Raw genomic sequence first — 23,869 nt, 5'->3', positions numbered from 1 at the left:
CACCTCTCATCTCAATCTGAAAGTCCCATCGCATAATAACGATGGGACCGCATTGGATTACACTATTTTTTTTCTGCCGCTTTCAACCAGTCCGTATAGCCTTGTTGGCTTCCGCCCCAGCCTTTGACGTATTCGCTAAGCTGTGTTGTATTTACTTGCTTGTCCTTCGGCAGTTGGTCTCTGGATACATAAACAGGCTCCAATACCACTTTCTCAGGCGTTTGGTCACCATGCAGCTTCTGATAAAGGTAACGCACTTGTACGCGACCGATATCTTTCGGATCTACCGCAGCAGATGCCACCCATGGGCTTTTCGGATCTTGCAGCAATTGCAAGTCTTCATCACTCAGGTCAATCCCGTATACTTTAATTTCTGTACGTCCTGCTTGTTGAATCGCACGGGAAGCGCCTTTCGCAAACTCATCCCAAGCTGTCCATACCGCTGTGATATCACCTTTGTTCGGGTATTTCTTCAGAATCGCTTCCATTTGCGTTTGTGTATCTAACGCAGGATCTTTAGCTGTACCGAATGCAGCTACTTCTTTAATGTCTGGATATTTCTTTTGGAAAGCTTGGTAGGCCAATTGTCTGCGTTCCATCGGTGCAAAGCCGGCTACCCATACTTTCACGATGTTCCCTTTACCGCCAGCATCCTTCGCAAGCTGCTCTAACGTAGCTTCAGCCATCTTCTGATCGCCTTGCTCTAAGGACGTAACGCCCGGAACAGAAAGAATCGAATCGAAACTTACGACTGGAATTTTCTTTTCTAGTGCTTTCTTCACGCCTGCTTCCAACGCTTCCGCTGTTCCGTGATCGATGAGAATACCATCGAATTTCTGATTAATCGCTGCATCCAGATTGGATGACATTTTCGCCAGATCCGTATCAGCAGCGAATACCGTTACCTTACCGCCAAGCTTCTCTACTTGTTCCTTCACACCTTCTACATACTGAGATGAAAATGTACCTGTATTGAATTGCATCACGAGTGCAATTTTCTTTCCGCTTAAATCTGCTGCTTTAGCTGCGTCAGTCGCTTTCGCGCTTGCAGCAGGTGTTGCCGAAGCGCTGCTGCTCTCTTTTTGTCCGCAGGCCGCAAGCAAGCTTCCTACTAAAGCCAGGATGATGAATAAACCGCCTAATTTCGTTCTTTTCATGAGTTACCCTCCCGATCTAATGCATTACTCTATTTCCTATCAACTCTATCAAAAATTATACCGAGTAATTTAATAGGAATTACTGTATATTAGCATTGGTAGGATTTCCCGTCAATACATTTGATGATATTTTCTCTTACATTTCGACTTTTTTTATTTCCTTCCAAAATCAGCCTTGATTTCTCCCCATTTCCGCGTATCCCACTTCATAATTTTATTAGTATAAGCGTTCGTTTTGAGCCATTTCAACGCCCGATCAACTAATGTCCAAATTTCTTCTGTGGAAGCATCCCTAACTAGATTAGTGGAAACCTCTTTTTTACGTATCCAGCTCAAAGCTGTGACTGAATCGGTATAAATGGTTTTATTACTGCCTAGCTTCTGCAAATAAGCGAGTCCGTGAACGATAGCAAGAAACTCACCTAAATTATTCGTCCCTTTGGAAATAGGGCCTTGATAGAAAATAATCTCACCCGTCTTCGTATCGACACCTTTGTATTCAACAATTCCTGGATTCCCCGAACAGCCAACATCGACGGAGATACTGTTATAGTCGACTTCAGGCGCCGTCTCAGGTGTAGCTGACTTGCCCGTAGAAGTTGCAGCTGTTCCCCCTTTTCCAGAGAAATTCAGCGACTTCTGCCACCCCTTCTCCAGTGCTTGACGTGCCTCCAGCTCCGATTCATACGATTTAAATCTAGCTTGCGGATAACCTTTGGTCTGAGCCTGACAATCAGCCCATGTACGGTAGATCCCTGGTTGATGTCCTACCCAAACAACATAATATTTCACTGCTGCCATCTTATTCACTCCGTAATTGTTGATGTATTTGATGTACAAGATCTTCGATAACTTTCACTGTATCACCGAAATAAGGCCGATAATCCAAATCTTTAATAAACGCAAGATAGGTTTCACCTACCTCCATAACCTTCTTGCTGTACTCCAAGCTAGGGATCATATGCGTTTCAAGCTCGCGATATGTTCCATTAGAGCGCTCCTCAACGGATGCGAGTTCCACTTGTTCATCCGCCAGATGACGCACAACGAACGAAAAACCTCTACACTCCGGATCTCCGCAGCCGCATACAAAGAACGGCATTCGCTCCCATTGATCCGCTGGCGCAAAACGATTCGGCGCGGTATCATGCAGGGCACTATACAAGAACGCAGGAAGCCCCACATCTACACACAATGGCTCTTCAATAATAATACTATCGTCCACCGCCATGAGGACATCTGCCTGAATAATTTGTAAATCTTTATCTAGGGACCAGCCCTTTATGGATATATCAAACATAACTCCTGCCTCCGCTCTCCCATTTATTCGGTTTTCTCATTATAGCAAAGACTGTGCGTTCCTGCTTTTAAGGTTTATTTTTATGGTGATAATTTCCAGTTTAGGTGATGAGTATAATTCCTAAAAAAGATTATACTACCATTACTGGAGGTGATATCAGATGGCATCAGGACAATCTCGTAGCAGCAATCAACTAGTTGTTCCACAAGCTACGCAAGCTCTAGACCAATTGAAGTTTGAAGTTGCTCAAGAATTAGGCATCCAAATTCCTCAAGACGGCTACTACGGCTACATGGCTTCTCGTGATACAGGAGCAATCGGTGGAAACATCACTCGTCGTCTCGTGCAAATTGCTGAACAGCAACTTGCTGGCGGCGCAGCCGGTAAATTCAGCAGATAACAGTTTTCCCTATACTTAAGTAAAAAAGGGCTTTCTTTTAAGTAGCAACTACTTGGAAGAAGCCTTTCTATTTTTTTAAAGGATAAATTTTGTATAACAGAAACTGTCGATTCATGCACTATGCCGACTAACCACTGGTAGACTTGCCTCCAAAGTTTGATTCTAGAATCTTTCAGCAGCTTTATGAGGGTAGACTGGGCTATAGTGGATACCAATGTTGTAATTCCTACAACAATTCGCACACCAAAAGGCTATTTTGCAACATGAAGTTGCATTTCATACAACATTTCGAGCTCATTTGCTGCTAAATCGCCTATATGAGGCCCAATTGTTGTAGCATTATGCAACAATGAAGGGAGAAAGGCGGGATCCAGGCAGCGATTGTTGCACTTTTTACAACATCATTTCAAAAGAGAATATGGATCCGTTCATCAGGCAACCTCAGTGTGCATAGATGGCGAGCGATTCTGATTTAAGAAATTTCCATGTAGAACAAGATTAGATGAGTGATTGGATGAGTGTATCGACGGTCCTAAATCCCTATTCCTCCAACAAACAAATACAAGCAATATACCAGGGACTCATAGTCACTTACCGAATGATTAACATATTCACTATCTCACTTTTCTTAGCAATAATCCGCAGCTAACTAACCTAAATTAGGTTAGTTTCGTCACCTTTCCCCTCTAGCCCAAAATAAAGGAAAGCCCATGCACAAGTGCATAGGCCTCTTACAGATCCGTATATGCGAGTTGTCGCATACGGTTCCTCCGAGATTATCCCCTCGGGGGATGATATTCATAGTAAAGCAGCCGCAGCCGCATCGTCTATATCCCGAATCAGATCCTGCGGATCCTCAAGACCCACGTAAAGGCGGACAATGTGCCGTTCCTTATCTCCGCTCCGTATCACATTTACGTTGACTAGACTTTCAAATCCTCCCCAGCTAACACCAATTTTGAAATACTGGAGTTTTGTCGCCCAAGCCTTCAGCTTCTCCAACGGTTCATACGATTCGAACGAGAATAAGCTGCTGAAACCTATTAGCTGCTGAAGCGCCAATTCATGCTGCGGATGTGTAGGGAGTCCTGGATGGTGAACGTGAGCAGCGTAAGGTTGGTTACTAATATGCTTGGCTATGAGCATTCCGCTGCGCTGATGGCGTTCCATTCTAAGCGGAAGTGTCCGCAATCCGCGCATCACTAACGACGCTGTTTGTGGCGTCATGATACCACCGAAAAGCATATATTCCGAATTGCTAAGTCGATTCATGAGTTCCATTGAACCAATGACAACCCCGCCTAAGCAATCACTATGTCCGGATATATATTTCGTTATAGAATGGACAACCAGATCAATACCTAACGTAATCGGCATTAGGTGACATGGTGTAGCCCATGTGTTATCGATGATGGTCTTGATTCCCTTGCTCGCGGCAAGCTGAGCACACGCACGCAAGTCTTGAAGCTCGAACGTCATCGTTGTCGGACTTTCCAAATACATCAACTTCGTATTTGGCTTGATAGCTTCTTCCCAATTGCTGAGTTCGGTTCCGTCAACGAAACTCGTCTCTATACCGAACTTGACCAGGTACGATCCGAGAAACTCGCGCGTCGGACCGTAAGCGTGATTCACGCATACAATGTGATCGCCTTGCTGAACAACAGAAAGAACTGCCGCTGTGATGGCCGCCATCCCCGAAGCGAAGCACTTCGCGTCCTCGCCGCCCTCCATTTTGGCTAGCTTCTCCTCCAGATTACGAACGGTCGGATTGTTGCCGCGCGAATAGACGTGATGCCCTAACACATTTTGCATAGCCAGATCGAATTGCTCATGAGTTTCGAAAGCGAATAAACTGTTTTGATAGACGGGGATGTTAATCGCCCCATGGTGTCGAGTATCGTACGGGTCATGTGCCGCCTTGGTGTAAAGCGAATCCCCCGATTGATCTTTATTCATAGATGTTTCTCTCCGATCCGAAATTTGCTGCTTAGCCTTTCACTGCGCCTTGCGTGAGGCCTTCTACGATAAAACGCTGCGCGAACGCGAACAGAAAGACGGTTGGAATGACGGACAAGACGGTGCCTGCCGACATGGCGCCCCAATCGACATCATATTTGAGAATAAGTGAGTTCAATGCTACAGGCATCGTCTTAAGTAGGTCGTGATCGATGAACATGACCGCCATAAACAACTCGTTCCAGTTCTGCACGAATGCGAAAATAAAAGTCGAGGCGATCCCTGGCATCATGATTGGCACGATGATCCGGATTAGGGCAACAAGCCGCGAACATCCGTCGATCATCGCCGCCTCTTCCAGACTGGCAGGTATGCGTTGAAAGAAGCCACGTAAAATAATGGTTGAGAATGGTATTAACCCTACCGTGTACATGAGTACAAGAGCGATTCTAGAATTAATTAAATCCAATTGCGTCATCATGAGGTAAAGTGGTCCGAGCGAAATGAAACCTGGCAGCATCTGTGTCGCGAAAAATGCCAACATAATTTGCCGATGTCCACGAAATTGAAAACGGGCAAGCACATAAGCACTCAAGACGGAAATCACAATAACAATAAGTGCTGATGAGATAGCTACCAACAGGCTATTACCGATATAGACATGAAATTTGGATATTTTAAAAATGTTGACATAATTGTCGAACGTAATATTCGTCGGCCAATATTTAAGCGGATATGTGAAAATTTCGTTTTGGGGTTTTAATGAAGTAATCAAAATCCAATATAGCGGGAACACCATGATTACTAGATGAAGCGCTAGAAAAAACACCTTGAATGGACCTATGAATTGTAAGCGCGTCTTCATGGTTAGAAATCCCCCATCTTTTCAGATTTGGTTACTGATAAGTAAAACAACGTGTAAAGCAGTAAAAGCACGATCATGACAACCCCGATTGCGGATGCCGCGCCGTAATCCCCAGCGTAAATGATTTTATCCAGCATTAATGAAGATAAAATATGCGTACTTCCTGCTGGTCCACCGTTGGTCATGCCGTAGATGATCGTAGGATCGTTAAAGATCCAGATGACCCGAAGCAGCGTAGTCGTAATGATCGTCGGTAAAATGTAGGGAAGCGTAACGCTAAGCAGCTTGCGCGCCTCGCTCGCTCCGTCCATCTCGGCAGCTTCGTACAGCTCGGAAGGCACTGATTGCAGCGCTGCGAGCAGCATAATTGCAAAAAATGCGATGCCGTACCATACGTTCGCGATAATGACGGAGATCATTGCCCATTTGGGATCCGACAAGAACCCGATCCGCGTTTCGATCAAACCGGTTTTGAGCAAAAGATCGTTGATGACGCCGATTTGTGAGTTGAACATCCATTTCCAAATCATCCCAATCAGAAAGCCCGAAAGCGCCCAAGAGTAAAATACTAACCCTTGGTAAATCCCTCTACCCCGGAATTTTTTGTTCATTAACAGCGCAAGCGTCAGCCCAATGAGAAATTGAAATACTAAGGAAAAAAATACCCAGTACGCACTGTTCGTCAACGCAGTCAGAAACTTCGGATCCTTGAATGCATCCCGAAAATTTTGCAAACCGACAAAATGGACATTTCTAAGATCAAACAGTTTGTATTCTTGAAATGCCATGATGCCGCCCTTTAGGAACGGATAATATGTGAAAATAAGGACCAGTAATAGAGCGGGGAGCAAACCAAATAAGATGAACGGCTGCCGACTCTTCATTAGATGCACCACCTCATATAGAAAAATGGTAATGGGCAGCGAATCGCCACCCATTACGAAGGTTAAACGCTATTTTTTCTTCGACTTTTGATCCATCCAATAAGCGTCCCATTTCTTCAGAACGTCGACGACAGTGAACTTACCGAGCAAATACGCCTGGCCAGACTCCATGCTCGCTTGATTCCATTGACCCGTTCCCGGATATTGGAATGGCGGCTTGTAGTTCATGAATACGTCCGGCTTGTTGGACATATCCAGCAACGTTTTGTAAGGACCTGTTTTGAAGTACTCATCGTTTGCCGCTGTGGTGTGAATCGGTACTAAGCCGTACTTTTTACCAAATTCGGTATTCTGCCCAGGATTAGACAAGAAGGCGATCAACTTGAAGGCCGCTTCTTTGTTCTTGGATTGGGATGCGATACCCCAACCAGCTCCTCCTGCTTGAATGAGAGCCTTGCCGCTTGGTCCCGTTGGCATCGGTGCCGTCGCCCATTGTTCCGGCTTCATTTTCTCCTGTATCGTCTGAATGACGTCCGGATCTTGCAGCAGCATGCCGGTTACACCAGAGGTGAACGCCTGTACCTGTTCTTGGAAGCCCCAGTTGACAGCATCCGAAGGTGATGCTTCTTTATAAATTTTCATATATAATTCGATAGCTTGCTTAGCTTCTGGTGATGAGTAAATCGTATTGCCGCTCTTTAAGAACTGCGCATCTTCCAAATTCACCTGATCTCCGTTATAAGCGAGTACCATCTGATCAGTGATGCCCGCAGACCCCATACCGCCTCGGAACGAGAACCCGTAACGGTTCTTAGCTGGGTCGGTTAGCTTCTTGCCTGTTTCATATAGTTCTTGGTAAGAAACCGGCGGTTTCAAGCCTTTCTCCTCGAACCAGTCTTTGCGGTAGAACAATTGACGCTGGTACAAGCCATTCGGAATGAAATAGAGTTTATTGTTATTCGTTGCAATCGACTTGGCCACAGCTGTTACTGTACCGAAGTCTTTCCAAGTACCCGTGTAAGTATCGAGCGGATCAATGTACCCGTTGTTCACATACTCCGCGATGTTCAAATCTCTTACTTCTAGAACGTCTAGTTCTTGTTTAGCTGCAAGCATAGTTCTGATCTTATTATCCGCTTGATCGAACGGAGGCGAGATGAGATCGACCTTAATTGTCGGATTCTCTTTCTCGAATTGGGAAATCATCGCTTTGAGAATGTCGGTCCGTTTCGGGCTCGTCAAGCTCTCGATCATATGAACGGTAACCACTTTACCAGAACTTGCACCGGCACCCGCTTGATCGCTATTGCCTTTCGCATCACTTTTTGCAGTGTCCGTATTGCTGCCGCAAGCTGCGAGCAACCCCATTAGCATCGTAGATGCAACTACTGTTGGCCATACTTTACGCATTTGTTTTCCCCACATAAGAAGATACCCCTCCTCGGTTGCGATTAAATTATGATGTATCATCCAGTCATCCTGTCTGATAGGTTGATCATAATTGATACCGCTTTCTCCGTCAAGTAAAAAAATCGACATTTTTTTTAATAGGTTTTGATCAGTTTCTCGATGCAATCCATCATTTGATGAAACTCGCTTGTCGCTCTTTCTGGGTCATGCTGGGAAATCCCCTCGTAAATCGTATGATGGAAAGGATAGGTCTCGTCAAATAAACGCTTCTCTCCAAGCGGATCGTTGAAAAACTTTTGATAAAGGCCGCTCATGGAGTTAATGACACTTTCCAAGATCGGATTACCTGAAGATTTAATGATGTGTTGGTGAAAAGCAAGGTCGATTTGCGAGGTATCTTTCCCGCTTTCTTTCAGCCTTTTATACTCATGTAAAATTTTCTCCAACTCTTTCAATTGATTAGCATTGATATTCCGTGCGGATAGCTCCACCGCTTTACCCTCGAGTGCCCGACGCACATCAAGTATGGAAAGTAAGAACTTCTTCTCGTTCTCCACCTTCACTTTGCCGGTGAAACGAAACGTATCAACATCGCGCACAAAAATACCCTTGCCGTTCTCAACACGAACAATATCAACAGCTTCCAAATAACGCAGAGCTTCCCGCAAGGACGAACGGCCAACGCCAAACATCGCGGTTAGTTCTCCGGCGGAAGGCAGCTTGTCTCCCTCTTTCAAAGCATTTTCCTCAATATATCGTTGAATTTCTTGTGCAACTAGTTCATGAACATTGTATTTCTGAATTTTCGGCATCGATTTTTCCCCTTATCTTCGAACCTGTGTACCTATCAGACAGGTGAATCATAGTATGAATTCTATGAAGTTGTCAAGCCGTGTGAACGAAGTCTTTTCGTTTGATATTAGCTGAAAGCAGCTCAAAAGCATGAAAAAGGGTTAAATTGTTGCACAACATACAACAACCATGAGTTTCTAAGAAGAAATCTAGGAAATTGTTGTTCGCCGTCAACTTGCCTTGCTAATTCTTCATTCAAAAAAATCAGCAAACGAAAGGCTAGGAAAACATAGTTATTACTTACCAAAAAAATAGAAAGGACTGCTCACAATAAGCAGTCCCTTCGTTTTAAGGCTTAACTTGATATAGGTTATACAAATCATCCAGCATAATGTTAGCCGCTTTGACACCGCCGGCAGTATTCCAAGTCGCATCATTCACTTTGATTAACTTATTTTCTTTAACCACTTTAAGATTTTTCCAGAGCGGGTCATTCATCCATTCCTGCTCTTGCTTGGTCCCTTTGCCATCACCGGTCTCATAGGTAAAATAAAACACTTTATCCGCAGCATCAAGCTCCGTTAGACGCTCCTTGGTAATGTCTTCGAACGATTTTTCATCACTCTTAGGATCCGAACGAACCATACCGATTTGTTTAAAAATAACACCCGTGAACATATTGCCGTAATAGTATCTGGTTTTGCCGCCCATGAAACGAACGACAGCCACTTTCTCTTTCAGCTTATCGCCTGCTTTGCTTTTGAAATCCTCAATGCGCTTATCGAAAGCTGTGATGACTTTATCGCCTTCGGCTTTCTTATTTAACGTATCGGCATATAAGATGAAGTTACTTTTCCATTCACCGCGCAGCGTCTCCGAGTATATCGTTGGAGCAATGGCTTTTAATTGATCGTAGACTTTCTCATGACGCATCTTATTGCCAATGATTAAATCGGGTTTAAGCGATGCGATCAACTCCAAATTCGGCTGTGATTCACCACCGACTGTCGTCACACCCTGCATATCAGCTTTAATATGATCAAACCATGGGCTTCCATAATAAGACTCAACCGCACCAACCGGTTTAATGCCTAACGCGAGAAGTGCTTCCGTTCCTTCATTGGTCAAAATGACAACCCGTTTTGGATTCGCCGGTACGGCCGTTTCTCCCATGGCATGTTTAATGGTTCGAGTACTATCCGCCTTCGCTGATTGTTGAGGTGCTGCAGATGCCGAAGACTGTGAACTTGGCTTATCTCCACAAGCCGTCAAAACAACGGACAAAACAAACATAAGTGCAATAAGAGCCCAAGCTCTTCCTTGTTGACGATTTCTTTTTCCAAACATATAAATGAGTTCCCTCCATGCAGTCAATTAATGATAACGATTATCATTATCTATCACATACTACTAAATTTATCACCTGCCTGTCAATATATATTGATAATGATTATCATATTCGTTGACTTCGCTAGTCAGACTCATTAAAATAAATGAAGCAGCATTTAAGGAAGCAGGCAATCATTCATGAATAACTCAAGCTTTTCAAGCAAAGAACGTCTCTACCATTTCTATAAAAGTATTGGATTACTCGCGGCTTGCTGTTTGTTGGCTGCAATGATGCTCAGCAGCGTTATGTTCGGACTACATACGTATTCATGGGATCAAATTAGGACCTCGTTTGCGCAAGCCGCCGAACCAACAAACGAAGCTATCATCATCCAAACCGTACGCATCCCAAGAGCCTTAATAGCAGCGCTAGTAGGGGGAAGCTTGGCTGTTGCAGGCGCTCTTATGCAAGCTATTACACGGAATCCGCTGGCTTCTCCAAGTATGTTCGGCATTAATTCAGGCGCTGCCTTTGCCATTGTCTTATCCGTTGGATTTTTTAATGTTTCCAGCCTTACACAGTTTACATGGATTGCATTTCTCGGTGCTGCATTTAGCTCTGCCCTTGTCTATGGACTCGGTTCCTTAGGCCGCGATGGTTTAACACCTATGAAAATTACGCTCGCGGGCTCAGCAATGACGGCATTTTTCGCTTCGCTAACTCAAGGCATTTTGCTTGGGAACGGTAAAGCGTTTGACCAGGTCTTATACTGGCTTGTCGGATCTGTCGAAGGACGGACTATGGCCATGCTCCAATCCGTTTACCCTTATATACTAATCGCTTGGATTGGCGCTATATTTCTATCACCGCACATCAACATATTATCTATGGGGGATGATGTAGCCAAAGGGCTTGGACAACGCACCGTATATGTAAAATTCATTACCGCAGTAGTGATTGTCATTCTTGCCGGAGGCTCAGTTGCTGTTGCGGGTCCGATTGTTTTCGTAGGGATTATCATACCGCATATCGTTCGCTTTCTTGTTGGAATCGATTATCGCTGGGTCATTCCGTATTGTGCGGTTCTAGGCGGCATTCTTTTAGTTGGAGCTGACATTATAGCTCGTTTCATTGTTATGCCTAAGGAAGTTCATGTCGGTGTAGCGACAGCCATTCTCGGAGTACCCTTCTTCATCTATATCGCTCGCAAAGGGGGACTTCTGAAATGAGTCATTCCCATCGTTATGTCACCATTCGAAAAAAAGGCTTCTCGTATCTGATCAGTAAGAAATCTCTTATTGTTTCTCTTTTTCTGCTCCTTGCCGTCATCATCGTGATGATTCTAAGTACCGGAATTGGAAGCATCTATATCAAACCTGCTGAAGTCGTTCGCGCTGTTTTTGGTTACGGGACTGATCCAAACACGATGATCGTAAGGACTTTGCGTCTACCTAGAGTCATTGTTGCTGTCCTGATTGGTGCATCGCTTGGTGTAGCCGGAGCCATTTTGCAAGGCATTGTACGAAATCCATTAACCTCGCCGGATACGATTGGTACAACGGGCGGGGCTACACTTGGAGCTGTTTCTTTTTTCTTTTTTTTCTCAGATAAAATCAGTATTCACTGGCTGCCAGTTGCCGCTATTATTGGCGCTTTCGCCGCTACATTACTTGTCTATTCACTCTCATGGAAAAATGGAATCACGCCTCTGCGGCTTGTCTTGATTGGGACGGGACTTACAGCTGCGATGAGTGCACTCTCCTATCTCATGCTGCTTTCCGGACCGATTATTCTGGCTAATCAATCTCTGACCTTTATGACAGGCAGTATTTACGGAGTTTCCTGGAAAAAAGCGGTTTACCCGCTCTTACCATGGGTCTTGTTATTAATTCCTATCATCTTCTTGTATGCGCGGCACATTACCATACAGTCCTTGGGTGAAGATATCGCCCGTAGTGTTGGAAGCAACGTTCAACGTCAACGCTTCCTATTGATCATCCTTAGTGTTGCACTATCAGGGGCTGCAGTCGCCTTTGGGGGTGCGATCAATTTCATTGGTCTCATGGCTCCGCACATTTCCCGAAAGCTCGTAGGACCTAGCTTCGGCGCGCTTATCCCAGTGTCCGCGTTGACAGGTTCCCTACTTTTATTGTTAGCTGATTTAGCAGGACGCTTCTTATTCAAACCGCTCGATATTCCGGCAGGTGTATTCACAGCAGCTATCGGTGCCCCTATCTTCATCTATGTGCTATATCGCAGTAGAAATCGCGGTTAACAACAGCGGTTTTACTTAAAGGAGAATAGACCTATGCCCACCCTGGAAAAAGCACTGGAAGCACAATCGCTTCAGTTAACATACGGAGAGACGACCATCTTCCAAAGCTTGAATTTACAAATACCAAAAGGCAAAATTACCGTATTTATTGGCAGCAATGGCTGTGGGAAATCAACACTTCTACGTTCACTTGCTAGACTGCTGAAGCCGAAATCAGGCGCAATCCTATTGGATAGCACGGAAATCGCCAAACTCTCCACAAAAGAAGTAGCCCGGAAAATGGCCATCCTCCCACAAGGACCTTCCGCGCCTGAAGGGCTTACCGTACGACAGCTCGTGAAGCAAGGACGCTACCCTTATCAGAGTTGGCTGCAGCAGTGGTCATCTGAAGATGAGAGGAAAGTCATGCATGCCCTCCAGCTTACGAATATGCTCACCTACGCGGATCGCAGTGTGGATTCCTTATCTGGCGGACAGCGCCAAAGAGCTTGGATCGCCATGACACTGGCGCAGGATACCCCTACACTGCTCCTTGATGAGCCCACTACCTATCTAGACTTAACCCATCAGATTGAGGTACTTGACTTACTCTTCGAGTTGAATGAGAACGAACAACGTACGATCGTGATGGTGCTGCATGACATCAATCTGGCCTGCCGTTATGCCCATCACATCGTCGCCATTAAGGATAGTTCTGTTTATGCAGAAGGAAAGCCGGAAGACATCGTGAACGAGCAGTTGCTTCTAGATGTATTCGATATGAAATGCAGCGTTGCGCCCGATCCTATCTTCCGCACACCTATGTGTATCCCTTACGGAAAGGGCCGCATTCTTCCCCATAAATAATGACAACCCCGGTCATCTACGTGACCGGGGTTGTTTGCGATAAAAGGAATAAGTGCTAAATCGTTCTTGCAAAATTAGCCATATTGTAATTGCTTTCGAACATAATACTTGCAGACACCAGGTTTTGCCTAATTGTGAAATCGAACAAAATTTCACCATGGGTCCAGCTTTTCTTCCGTTTCAAAGATTCAATAGCCATCTGACGAAAGGATTGATACTGCAGTTCCGTCAAACCTTTGGTCGTGGTTGCAGGCAATACGCCGTCCTTACTTTCAAACGGAAGGTGCTTAATACCAAATTTCCCAATTTCGTTGTTGCGAATATGAACAAACACAGTACCGGAATTCACATGCGATAATTCTTCTTTGATCTTCCTAAACACCAAATCGATTTGTCTAGCGAGTGGCATCTGATCCAAATTCATCACTTTCCTCCTTAAAGTTTTAAATTTTTACTTATTATGTAATTTACGTGACTGTAGACCTATTATACTCACACTATTTACATAATTCAACAGTTTATTTACATTATTCACACAATTCTTACTATTATTTATGTAATGTTAATATAAATCCCATTTCAATTGTAAGAAACGAACGATATTTGTCGAAATGATGTAGAATATTTCCAGATTCAATGTTATAATTTGCAAACATACATCATGGATTCCAGCACAAATAAACAAATTTCGCAGAGGAGTCGGTCGGATTGGATAAAGTATCGTCCTTATCGTTCAGAAAGAAACTACAACTTGGTTGTTATGCTCTTATTGGTTTGAATTCAATCTTCATGTTGATTGTTACATTTGCCTCAGATTGGAATCGCTTACTTGGTATCATATTCCTGCTTATTATTCTTGGAGGCAGCTACCCGTTCATTCGATGGTTCGAGAGTCAGTTAACGGAACCCATTGCCGATTTATCCCGAATTGCGCTCAACATTTCCAAAGGGGACTTCTCTCAAAAAGTAACCGTAACCTCAGATGATACACTTGGACAGCTTGGCCAATCTTTTAACAAAATGATAGATAAACTCCGCGATATTCTTCGCGACACTGGAACAATCTCGAAGCAGGTTTTTCAAACAAGCCGCGATATATATGTTAAAAATGAAAGCTTCCGTACTGTCCTAGAACAAGTGAGCATTTCGGCCCACGAGCTGGCCTCAGGTGCCGGGCAAATTTCAGAAGAAGTTTCTGGCGTTTCGATCACCTCCAAAGATATTGAAGTGAGAATCGTCAACTATGCCGGATCTGCGAAAGAAATGAAAGACCGCTCGGATCAGATGATGACCCTTGTAGAAAAAGGACGCACGTCCGTTGAAAGCCAAGGCATCGGTATGAAACGAAACGTAGAAGTTACACAGCAGGTGTCTGATACAATCGACATGCTGGCTAGACAAGCTGAAGGCATCAGCAGCGTTACTCGTTCCATTTCCGAGATTGCTGAGCAAACGAACCTCTTATCCCTCAACGCTTCCATCGAAGCTGCTAGAGCTGGCGAACATGGCCGGGGCTTTGCAGTCGTCGCTCAGGAAGTGCGTAAGCTAGCTGAAGAGTCAACCTCTCTTACACGTGAAGTATTCGGTTTCGTGAAAAGCATCGAGCAAGGCATTCAAGAAGCCATTCGCAGCATTCAAGTTAACGAAGATGTCGTGAAGAAACAAACCGTGTTAATCGAGCAAACCGAAATTGTTTTTGCTGAGATTGTCGGAAGCGTAGGCTTTATTTCGGAAGAAATTACCCGCTTCGCGGAAGAAAGCGAACAAATGCTGACAAGCTCCGAACAAATTGCTGCAGCGATGGAGAACATATCGGCGATCACGGAGGAATCAGCGGCTGGGACGCAAGAAGTTTCCGCTTCTATGAATGAGCAGATCGCTACAGTACAAGGGATCGTCACACAAGCCGAAGAGATGACACGTGTTGTCACACAATTACAACAGACGATTCAGGTTTTCAAATTATAAGCTTTATTCCACAAAAAAGGCTTTCCCACTTCGATCATGGGAAAGCCTTTTTTATCTCATACTTGGACTTTAGCTTCAGTTAGTTCCATGAACTGCTTCACATCTTGAGCTGCCATATCGACTGCGCTTTGCCAGAAATCCGGCTCTGTCAGATCAACGCCGAGATGCTTCTGAGCAAGCTCCTCCACGTTCATGCTGCCTGTGTCTCTAAGCAAAGATATGTACTTTTCTTCGAAGGCTGCACCTTCCTGCACCGCTCTCGCGTAAATACCTGCACTAAACAAGTAACCGAACGTGTAGGGGAAATTATAAAAAGGTACATCCGTCGCATAGAAATGCAGCTTAGCCGCCCAGAAATGCGGGTGATAGCTGCTTAAAGCATCTTTATAAGCAAGTTTCTGTGCATCCACCATGAGCTCATTCAAACGCTCAACGCTAACTAAACCTTGACTTCGTGCTTCGTAAAAGTTCGTCTCGAAGATAAATCTCGCATGGATGTTCATGAAGAAAGCGATCGCGCGCTGGATCTTATCCTCAAGTAAAATGATGCGTTCTTCATCAGTAGTGGCACTTTTCACAACTGCGTCCGCTACGATCATTTCAGCGAAGGTAGAGGCTGTCTCAGCGACGTTCATCGCGTACTCCTGCGCTAACGCAGGCATATCCGTCATGACATGCTGATGGTAGCCGTGACCTAACTCATGCGCTAATGTAGAAACATTGTTTAGCGTTCCGCCGTAGGTCATGAAGATACGTGTCTCACCCGCTATCGGGAAAGATGTGCAGAAGCCTCCAGGTCGCTTCCCTGCCCGATCCTCAGCTTCGATCCAGCGCTTCTCAAAAGCTTCCTCCGAAAAGGTTGCCAGCTTAGGACTGAACCGTTTGAATTGATCGACAATCAGAGTAGCGCCTTCGTCATAAGAAATTTTCTTCGAGGAATCGCCCAGTGGCGCATCCACGTCAACCCATGCCAACTTATCAACACCTAGCAGTTTCGCTTTACGGTTCAAATAGGCAACGAAAATATCTTTGTTGCGGTCAATCACGTCCCACATGACATTCAGCGTTTTCTCTTCCATACGATTGATAGCAAGCGGCTCTTTATGTATATTTTTCCAACCTCTGTATTTATAAACCTGAAGACGGAAACCTGCCAGATGGTTTAATGCTTCGGCACAATATTCCTCTTTATCCGTCCATGCTTGTTCCCATTTTTCAAACAGATTCAATCGTTCTTCCCGATTCTCTGTATGCAGTTTATTAAACGCTTGACCGGCGGATAGCTCCACCTGTTCACCGTCAACCTCCACAGGCATGCGGAATTGACCAACGGTCGTATTATACAGATCTCCCCACCCATGATAGCCATCTACGGCCAAATCATTAATTAAGGCTTCCTGCTCAGGCGGCAACTTCTCTTGGGCCAAGGCACGTCGCTCATGGAGCGGAAAAGCAATGGCTTTGAACGGCTCTTTCTGCAGTAGTGCTGACCATACATCATCTGGGATCCCCGTCAGTACTTGATCAAAATGGGTGAGCGAAGACAAATGCTCTGCAAACAAGCTTTTGACCTGCCCGCTAAGCACAGGCGCTTTCTTATCTTTCTGATTATCCGCTAACAAGCAGCCTACGAAAGAATCCGCCTCATGGATATACTTCAAATTATGCTGAAATAATTCGATCAGTTTCACTAGCGAAGCTGTATCTTCTGCCTGTTGTGGTGAAGGGGTATTTCGTACTTGTTCTTGAAAAGCAGCAATCGATGCTTGAAGCTCCTTCAGGTGAGCTGCGAATGCAGGAGACTCGCTTCCCCCAGGAAAAAAGGTTTCTAAATTCCATGTTTGATTAAGAGGTAAATTAAGCAAAGCTATCACCTTTCCTTTCCATCTTTTATTAAATCATAAACTTCACCTGATCGCCAATCATACTCATCTTGCTCATTGCTTATAGGTAAAAAGTATGATTCAATTATAGTTAGTTCCCACACCATATATTCGGAACAGGATGGGTGATTTAAAATTATGAAACCGTTACAAATTTCTCCAGAAACGGCCGTTAAGCTAGCTGAGCAACTTAAGGTGCCTTTAGAACATCTCATGCATATGCCACAACATATTTTACTGCAAAAATTAGCGGAGCTCGCTAAAGCTTCCTCTACGGAAAATAGCGATCCAGAATCGAAGTAAGCTTTGATCCCTTTCGCTAACACTTGGCCTTATGACATTATTATGAAGGACATTTATGTGGCCCAATGTCCCTTTTGCCATAGCCCCAATGTGCTGCTGCCGTTGAAAATCCACGAACTGACATCCATTCACGAAGGCAAAAAAAAGCTGCTTGTGTTTCCTTGCTGCCATAATAAGCTGACGCTCGTTGACACAGATCGAGATTACTTATTGGCGGACACCGCAATACGCAAATGAATCGTAGTTTCACGCAATTAGCCAATTAAAAAATGAACGCTTAACCATTCAAGGGATTGAAGTCAACCCAAGAATAGCTAAGCGTTCATTTGATTTATACGGCAATACTCATTATGTAGCTTGTTTCATTTCGTCTGGGAGCTCCATACGAATGGCAAGCATATCTTCGCGGGTTACTATCCATTGTTCACGACTTGCTCTAATCATACCAGCATCCATAATCTTGCGGTCATTAATAATGCGCGAAAACCATTTGACCGCTTCATTGAAGCGGCTTAATCTGCGATTGAGCTCTCCTATTAAGTACATGAGTCGTGCATTATTGAGATCCAAACCTTCTGTTTCATACACACTGACATATGCGTCCAAGGCAAACGTTAGGAAACGCTCCTCCTGCTCCCAGTCTCCTTTGGATCGATACAACCACGCCAAATGATGTAGAAGACCTGCTATAACACGCGATTTCTCATCTCTAATCTGTGCACTAAGAAGGGCCAACTTGTAACTCAGAAGGGTATCTTCCCAAGTTCTTTCTCCGCAAAAATTGCGCATTGACCAGTTTTGAGCCACTCTCTCGTAAAAAACTTCCCGCTGTGCCGGTTTCCATTTATCTGAAAAGTTCTCCGTATGCGCATACCCGCAAAACGGACAGACCCTCACGACATAGAAGTCGGGATTGATGTCTTTATAATGAACACAGAAATCAGTATCTGTTTTGCTAGCTTTCTTAAAGCTTGGGCGAACCTTCATCGTTTTGTAGGAATTGTCGCAATACGTGCACTTCACTGAAATATCATATAAAGGTTCGACCATCATTGAAACCCGCCTTCACTAAAGTTGTATGCAGGAAAGAAGAACTATTCATCTTTTGATGTGTTAATAAAATGATAGGCAGAGCCTTTCAGCCGTTCAAGCAAAAAATCCCGCAAATCAGTCGGTAGTCCTACTTCCACCATTGCTTCCGACATACAACTTAACCATGCATCTGCGCGTTCTACTGTAATTGGGAATGCCATATGTCTAGCTCTCATCATCGGATGTCCATGCGTATCTGAATACAAGGTTGGACCACCAAAAAACTGACTTAAGAACATGAACTGTTTATCTATAACCGGACCTATATCGGAAGGAAACAGAGGCGACAGAAGTGGATTCTGCTGAACTTTTGGATAAAAGGCTTCCACGAGTCTGCGTACCGTCTCCGCTCCCCCCATCAATTCGTACAACGTGCTGCGGTCATTTTCTGACATTAGGGTAAACCTCGCTATTCGTAATACTTTAATAGTTTTCTAAATCCTCATCCCCTGCATGCATGAGCGTTTCACGAATGACAAATACGAACATACATACAACCAAACCAGCAATGACACCTGTCATTTGAATCACTCCCGCTGCTTAGGATATAAGACTTCACTAGTTCTATTTTACCATAAAACCGGGCTATGAACAGTACCAAAGTCTAAGTATTTTGGGACGGCATGTATGTCCCATCCTGTTCATATAGTTGAGTAGGAGGAGGTATCCAATCTCATGCAGAAACGAAATTTCACGGCTGCGTTACTCATGGCTTTTGTTGTTGTTGCCATTATTCTATGCTTATTTGCGTTCCCTCATGACGGCCTTCAAGCAGCCTTGCGCGGCGTTTCCATTTGGTGGGATGTGCTCTTTCCCGCACTTTTCCCTTTCTTCGTCATTTCCGAAATTATGCTCGGCTTCGGTATTGTTCATTTCTTCGGTACGCTGCTTGATCCAATGATGCGTCCCGTCTTTCGTATCCCTGGCATCGGAGGCTTCGTAATGGCTATGGGATTCGCTGCCGGCTATCCGGTCGGAGCTAAATTGACCTCCCAGCTGTGGGAGCAAAAGCTTGTCAATCGTGAGGAAGGTGAACGGCTCGTTGCGTTCACAACAAGCTCCGATCCGATTTTCTTAATCGGGGCCGTGTCGATAGGCTTCTTCCACGATGCTTCTTTGGCTATGATCTTGGCTGTTGCTCATTACGGAGGCTCCGTGCTGATAGGTTTAATGATGCGATTTCACGGCAGGAAGAGTCTGCCTACTGTACAGGAGACTAAGAGCAAGGACTGGGTCTGGAAGCGTGCTTTTGAGGCGATGCACAGCGCTCGAATCAACGACGGCAGATCCATAGGCACATTACTGAGTCAATCCATTCTACAGTCGCTCAGCTTGATTTTCGTAGTAGGTGGTTTAGTTGTCTTCTTCTCAGTTGTTTTAGAAGTCTTAACAGCGGCTAAAGTCATGAATGCGATCTACCTGCTCATAGCCTCCATCCTGCAAATCACAGGACTCCCCCATGAGTTATCTCAGGCAGTTATGAATGGCTTGTTTGAGGTGACACTTGGGGCGAAGGCTGCCGGGAATGCTCCCGCGTCGCTAGCGCTCTCCAGCAAGGTAGCTATTGGCGCTTTTATATTGTCATGGGGCGGCATGTCCGTTCATGCTCAAATTGTTAGCCTATTAAGCCATACGAATCTGCGTTATTTGCCATTTGTCACCGCCCGCTTCATCCATGCCTTGCTCTCAGCTGCTATTGTTCTCGTTTTTTGGGAGCCTATGCAAATTTTCCGTGAATCCAAAGCTGTTTTCTTACCTCAATATGATTCGGCTTCTCCTGTTCTCAGCTATCTAAGGCTTATGCTGCCAATTAGCGGAACGGTCTTCCTGGGTGCTTTTTCTGTCATTGCCGGACTCTTTGCTGCATATTCCTTACTTAAACTGGTGTATGAAAAGGTTGGTGGAACAAGATAATATGGGTAATCACGATCATGATCATAAAGGGAGAGAACATCCAGATATGCAAGAAGCCTTCCCCAAAGAAGCGAAACATTTGCCTCCAACGATTGAGCGTTTAACTGAGCTATCATTCAACTTATGGTTCAGTTGGAACCATGACGCCTTGCAGCTTTTTGCACAAATAGATCCTGCAAAATGGGATCAATGCGGCCATAATCCTGTTCGTCTACTTCACCTGTTGGACAATTCACAGATCGAGGCCCTAAGCGGAAACCAAGATTTTGTAGCAAACTATCAACAAGTAATTGCCAAGTTCGATGCTTATATGAACGGCACCACTTGGTTTCAAGAGAAACATCCGGACCAGGGTTATGTAAAAATTGCATACTTCTCCGCGGAGTTCGGCTTTCATGAATCGCTGCCGATTTATTCAGGAGGACTGGGAATCTTAGCTGGTGACCATACGAAATCTGCAAGTGATTTGGGTATCCCTTTGATCGGTGTTGGACTTCTTTATAAAAAAGGCTATTTCACGCAGAAAATCGATGCCTCCGGTGGTCAGCAAAGTGAATTATACCCTTATGACTTCAGCAAGCTTCCGATCGAACCTATGCAGCAAAATGGCCAGCAGCTCGTCGTTTCTATTGATATGCCTGGTCGCGCTATCACCTTACAGGTTTGGCGTGTGCGTGTCGGACGTAATTCGATCTATCTGCTGGATGCCGATCATGAAGCCAACAATCCAGCGGACAAAGAACTGACCGCTCAGCTGTATGGGGGCAATCAAGATACGCGGATTGCTCAGGAAATGGTTCTTGGCATTGGGGGCGTCAAGGCGCTTCGGCGGCTTAATATCTACCCCAACGTGTACCATATCAACGAAGGGCATGCGGCTTTCCTCACGCTGGAGCGACTGAAGGAGCTTCTACATCTAGGCCTTCCATTTCACGTGGCGGTTGAAACCGTTCGCTCAGCCACTGTATTTACTACCCATACGCCTGTACCGGCGGGGCATGACACGTTCTCCATCGAGATGGTGGAACACTATCTCGGGCCTCTCCTAAGTGAACTATCACAGTATAAACAGGACATTGTAGCACTAGGGCTTGATCACCATACGGGTCAATTCAATATGACCCATTTGGCCATGAATACAGCCGGACTGCGCAATGGGGTCAGTAAGCTGCACGGTCAAGTATCCCGAGAAATGTTCAAAGAATTTCACGGTCATATCGATGCGAACGAAGTTCCCATTAGCTCCATTACGAACGGCGTACATCTGGATACATGGACAGCGCCGCAATGGAAAGAGCTGCTTGATCGTTTCCTGCCCGGTTCATGGCGGGAAGAACAAGCCAATAAGCATCAGTGGGCGCAAATCGAGGTCATTCCAGACGAATCCATCTGGAAAGTGCATCAACAACTGAAAGAAGATTTAGTTCGTTACGCCAGGCGAAATTTGTTCGAGCAGCGCAAGCGCAACGGAGAATCAGAAGCGCGGATCGAGGAAGTCAGACAGTATTTGAATCCCAAGGCTTTAACCATTGGATTCGCCAGAAGGTTTGCGACCTACAAGCGAGCTAATCTTATTTTTAATGATTTGTACCGGCTTAAGAAGATAATCAATGATCCCGAGAGACCCGTACAATTTATTTTTGCTGGCAAGGCTCACCCTGCAGATTACCCAGGTCAAGAGCTTATCCGTGAAATTTATCGCGTTTCACAAATGAAAGAATTCGTCGGAAAAATCGTTATTCTCGAAAACTATGACATGAATATGGCCCGTTACCTCGTACAAGGCGTAGACGTCTGGTTAAATAACCCCCGTAGACCTCTTGAGGCCAGTGGAACAAGCGGTCAAAAGGCCGCCATGAACGGGGTACTTAATTTTAGCGTACTCGATGGCTGGTGGGAGGAAGGCTATAACGGTACGAACGGCTGGGCTATCGGTTCCACAGGAGCTGCTGACTGGGCTGCACAAGAGAAAGAAAATACACAAGCCATCTATCACATTTTAGAGAAAGAAATTATTCCACTGTATTTCAATCAAGGAGCACTCCCGCATCAATGGATCAGCCGCATGAAGCGTTCTATCCAATCGCTTAGCCCGGTCTATAACACGCATCGCATGGTGCAAGACTACACAGAGCTCACCTATTTACCGACAGCTCAGCGAGCCCGACTCTTTGTTTCTAATCACTATGATGTTGCAACTAAGGTTGCCGACTACAAACAATTCATCCGTTCGAATTGGTATCACGTGAAAATCATTGGCATCGATGACCGCTCAGCCAAATTATCTACGGAAGTGCCGTTAAACGAGATAAAACCATCAACGAAAGAAATTACAACACAAGTTCACTTCGGCCCCATTTGGCCGCAAGATACGGCAGTAGAAGTCATATATTACGAGGAAAATGGCGAAACATGGGAGCAAAAAATTATTCCAATGGAACCTGTAGGCGAACTGATTGAACAGATGCAGAGCTATAAAGCGACAATTCCATCCCATCTCATTCATGGGCCTCACTTCTCTATTCGCGTACGCCCTATCTCTTCTAACTTCGCACATTCCTTTGAACTTTCCTTAGTCACCAGCACATTATCGTGGCAGTAAATACGTGAATTCCTAGATAAAGCCCCGTTTGGGGCTTTTCTTATTTTCTTTTATAAATTATTATGAATAGAGAACTTACGGTATGTGTATGCGCTCATGAATGCAAATCTAACCACTTGGTGATGCTATGGATTGGAATAAGGCACTGGAATTGGCATATATCGCACCGAATACAGATTGTCATTTGATCATTGTCGGAGAATGTAAAGATGGGCAACCTTTTTGCTATGAAGAAAATTTCTCCATTGATAAAATAGGTGAGGCTTCATTCACCGTTTGTTTAGAGCTATCCGGAATTTTTCCATTCGACAAATTAGAGCATATTTCTTTCATTGAGTTTTCTTTTAAAGACCGTGGAATTTTATATTACGCCTATGTCGATTTAATTCAACTTGAATTAAAGAAGACGGTATGTTACCTTTCGTTATCCATTCCCGAAGAAATTCATCATCATCAAAACAGAAGGTATAGCCGAGCTAAGCTCTCCCTTCGAACACCTATCACTTTGCGTATTGTTGGCATTCGCGGCATATCCGCAAGCAAGGGAGTCGCCTTTTCCGGACAACTGCTTGATATAAGTGCCAGAGGGCTTTCTTTCGTTACGACGAATCGGCTTTTCTTCCCCTTATTTCTGGAATTCAGCTTTATTCTCCCTGGGTATCCCCATTCTATTACCGCCTATGGTGAAATTATTAGGGTAACGAATTTTAGTAATGATTCTTATCACGTCGCCGCCGAATTCCGACATACACCTGAATCTATGCTTCAGGACATTGATAAATATTGCTCGATTACAAGCTAATACTTACGAAGAAAGTTTTGCTAAAGCAAAACTCATTTTATGCTTACGATGCAAGTTTTCTTACGAAAACTCTTAGGAGGAAACCAA

At 44.7% G+C, this 23,869-nt stretch carries 23 protein-coding genes; 10 read left to right on the top strand and 13 right to left on the bottom strand.

All coding sequences use genetic code 11. The features are described 5' to 3' along the window. Window positions 1-62: 62 nt before the first annotated feature. The 3 genes from QFZ81_RS04730 to QFZ81_RS04720 form a co-directional block, all read right to left on the bottom strand. Window positions 63-1,157, bottom strand: coding sequence for a sugar ABC transporter substrate-binding protein (locus QFZ81_RS04730; protein ID WP_307447503.1), 1,095 nt, complete (start codon window positions 1,155-1,157; stop codon window positions 63-65). 153 nt (window positions 1,158-1,310) lie between these two features. After that, window positions 1,311-1,958 (bottom strand): ribonuclease H, encoded by a 648-nt coding sequence (rnhA, locus tag QFZ81_RS04725; RefSeq protein ID WP_307601659.1) that lies wholly within the window; start codon window positions 1,956-1,958, stop codon window positions 1,311-1,313. 1 nt (window position 1,959) lies between these two features. Next, on the bottom strand, window positions 1,960-2,457 hold the full coding sequence (locus QFZ81_RS04720; RefSeq protein ID WP_307447508.1) for a hypothetical protein: 498 nt from the start codon (window positions 2,455-2,457) through the stop codon (window positions 1,960-1,962). 160 nt (window positions 2,458-2,617) lie between these two features. Between QFZ81_RS04720 and QFZ81_RS04715 the strand changes: the two genes are divergently transcribed. Beyond that, window positions 2,618-2,857, top strand: a complete 240-nt coding sequence (locus QFZ81_RS04715) for an alpha/beta-type small acid-soluble spore protein (protein WP_307447511.1) — start codon at window positions 2,618-2,620, stop codon at window positions 2,855-2,857. A 798-nt stretch (window positions 2,858-3,655) separates the two neighbouring features. Here the strand turns inward: QFZ81_RS04715 and QFZ81_RS04710 are convergent. From QFZ81_RS04710 to QFZ81_RS04685, 6 genes are all read right to left on the bottom strand, one after another. Continuing rightward, window positions 3,656-4,816, bottom strand: a complete 1,161-nt coding sequence (locus QFZ81_RS04710) for a trans-sulfuration enzyme family protein (protein ID WP_307601657.1) — start codon at window positions 4,814-4,816, stop codon at window positions 3,656-3,658. A gap of 31 nt (window positions 4,817-4,847) precedes the next feature. Further along, window positions 4,848-5,681 carry a carbohydrate ABC transporter permease gene (locus tag QFZ81_RS04705; protein WP_307447517.1) on the bottom strand — a complete coding sequence of 278 codons (834 nt, stop codon included), beginning with the start codon at window positions 5,679-5,681 and terminating at the stop codon, window positions 4,848-4,850. Window positions 5,682-5,683: 2 nt separating this feature from the next. After that, window positions 5,684-6,565, bottom strand: coding sequence for a carbohydrate ABC transporter permease (locus QFZ81_RS04700; protein WP_307447521.1), 882 nt, complete (start codon window positions 6,563-6,565; stop codon window positions 5,684-5,686). Window positions 6,566-6,634: 69 nt separating this feature from the next. Next, window positions 6,635-7,990, bottom strand: a complete 1,356-nt coding sequence (locus QFZ81_RS04695) for an ABC transporter substrate-binding protein (protein WP_307447524.1) — start codon at window positions 7,988-7,990, stop codon at window positions 6,635-6,637. Window positions 7,991-8,109: 119 nt separating this feature from the next. Then, on the bottom strand, window positions 8,110-8,787 hold the full coding sequence (locus tag QFZ81_RS04690) for a FadR/GntR family transcriptional regulator (RefSeq protein WP_307447527.1): 678 nt from the start codon (window positions 8,785-8,787) through the stop codon (window positions 8,110-8,112). Between the two features lie 328 nt (window positions 8,788-9,115). Next, on the bottom strand, window positions 9,116-10,114 hold the full coding sequence (locus QFZ81_RS04685; RefSeq protein WP_307601655.1) for an ABC transporter substrate-binding protein: 999 nt from the start codon (window positions 10,112-10,114) through the stop codon (window positions 9,116-9,118). A 180-nt stretch (window positions 10,115-10,294) separates the two neighbouring features. Between QFZ81_RS04685 and QFZ81_RS04680 the strand changes: the two genes are divergently transcribed. The 3 genes from QFZ81_RS04680 to QFZ81_RS04670 are packed head-to-tail and all read left to right on the top strand — an operon-like array spanning window position 10,295 to window position 13,218. Beyond that, window positions 10,295-11,326 carry a FecCD family ABC transporter permease gene (locus tag QFZ81_RS04680; protein ID WP_307447532.1) on the top strand — a complete coding sequence of 344 codons (1,032 nt, stop codon included), beginning with the start codon at window positions 10,295-10,297 and terminating at the stop codon, window positions 11,324-11,326. Further along, on the top strand, window positions 11,323-12,372 hold the full coding sequence (locus QFZ81_RS04675) for a FecCD family ABC transporter permease (protein WP_307447534.1): 1,050 nt from the start codon (window positions 11,323-11,325) through the stop codon (window positions 12,370-12,372). Before QFZ81_RS04680 ends, QFZ81_RS04675 begins: the two co-directional genes overlap by 4 nt. Window positions 12,373-12,405: 33 nt before the next feature. Continuing rightward, window positions 12,406-13,218 (top strand): ABC transporter ATP-binding protein, encoded by an 813-nt coding sequence (locus QFZ81_RS04670; RefSeq protein ID WP_307447536.1) that lies wholly within the window; start codon window positions 12,406-12,408, stop codon window positions 13,216-13,218. A 55-nt stretch (window positions 13,219-13,273) separates the two neighbouring features. On the opposite strand, the gene QFZ81_RS04665 is transcribed toward QFZ81_RS04670, so the two are convergent. After that, a complete protein-coding gene (locus QFZ81_RS04665; protein WP_307447539.1) occupies window positions 13,274-13,642 on the bottom strand; it encodes an O-methyltransferase in 369 nt (122 codons plus the stop codon). Window positions 13,643-13,926: 284 nt separating this feature from the next. On the opposite strand from QFZ81_RS04665, the gene QFZ81_RS04660 reads away from it, so the two are divergent. Beyond that, complete coding sequence (locus QFZ81_RS04660; protein ID WP_307447542.1) at window positions 13,927-15,186, top strand: methyl-accepting chemotaxis protein; 1,260 nt, start codon at window positions 13,927-13,929, stop codon at window positions 15,184-15,186. 56 nt (window positions 15,187-15,242) lie between these two features. On the opposite strand, the gene QFZ81_RS04655 is transcribed toward QFZ81_RS04660, so the two are convergent. After that, window positions 15,243-17,051 carry a M3 family oligoendopeptidase gene (locus QFZ81_RS04655; RefSeq protein WP_307601653.1) on the bottom strand — a complete coding sequence of 603 codons (1,809 nt, stop codon included), beginning with the start codon at window positions 17,049-17,051 and terminating at the stop codon, window positions 15,243-15,245. Window positions 17,052-17,207: 156 nt separating this feature from the next. Between QFZ81_RS04655 and QFZ81_RS04650 the strand changes: the two genes are divergently transcribed. After that, complete coding sequence (locus tag QFZ81_RS04650; protein ID WP_082562639.1) at window positions 17,208-17,372, top strand: YycC family protein; 165 nt, start codon at window positions 17,208-17,210, stop codon at window positions 17,370-17,372. A 3-nt stretch (window positions 17,373-17,375) separates the two neighbouring features. Beyond that, on the top strand, window positions 17,376-17,609 hold the full coding sequence (locus QFZ81_RS04645; protein WP_082562640.1) for a hypothetical protein: 234 nt from the start codon (window positions 17,376-17,378) through the stop codon (window positions 17,607-17,609). Between the two features lie 111 nt (window positions 17,610-17,720). Here QFZ81_RS04645 and QFZ81_RS04640 read toward each other — a convergent pair whose 3' ends face one another. Together QFZ81_RS04640 and QFZ81_RS04635 are read right to left on the bottom strand one after the other, a co-directional pair. Further along, complete coding sequence (locus QFZ81_RS04640) at window positions 17,721-18,425, bottom strand: DUF2225 domain-containing protein (protein ID WP_307601651.1); 705 nt, start codon at window positions 18,423-18,425, stop codon at window positions 17,721-17,723. Between the two features lie 41 nt (window positions 18,426-18,466). Next, entirely contained in the window at window positions 18,467-18,859 is a 393-nt protein-coding gene (locus QFZ81_RS04635) for a globin domain-containing protein (RefSeq protein ID WP_307447553.1), read from the bottom strand. A gap of 280 nt (window positions 18,860-19,139) precedes the next feature. On the opposite strand from QFZ81_RS04635, the gene ylbJ reads away from it, so the two are divergent. The 3 genes from ylbJ to QFZ81_RS04620 all read left to right on the top strand — a co-directional run bounded on the left by ylbJ (window position 19,140) and on the right by QFZ81_RS04620 (window position 23,782). After that, on the top strand, window positions 19,140-20,378 hold the full coding sequence (gene ylbJ / locus QFZ81_RS04630; protein ID WP_307447555.1) for a sporulation integral membrane protein YlbJ: 1,239 nt from the start codon (window positions 19,140-19,142) through the stop codon (window positions 20,376-20,378). Between the two features lies 1 nt (window position 20,379). Further along, window positions 20,380-22,980: an alpha-glucan family phosphorylase gene (gene glgP, locus QFZ81_RS04625; protein WP_307447557.1), complete on the top strand. Its 2,601-nt coding sequence runs from the start codon at window positions 20,380-20,382 to the stop codon at window positions 22,978-22,980. 127 nt (window positions 22,981-23,107) lie between these two features. Continuing rightward, a complete protein-coding gene (locus QFZ81_RS04620; RefSeq protein WP_307447559.1) occupies window positions 23,108-23,782 on the top strand; it encodes a PilZ domain-containing protein in 675 nt (224 codons plus the stop codon). The last annotated feature ends 87 nt before the right edge of the window (window positions 23,783-23,869 follow it).

The sequence above is a fragment of the Paenibacillus sp. V4I9 genome (assembly GCF_030817295.1).
Taxonomy (GTDB): Bacteria; Bacillota; Bacilli; order Paenibacillales; family NBRC-103111; genus Paenibacillus_E.
This window is presented reverse-complemented; position numbering and strand designations above follow the sequence as displayed.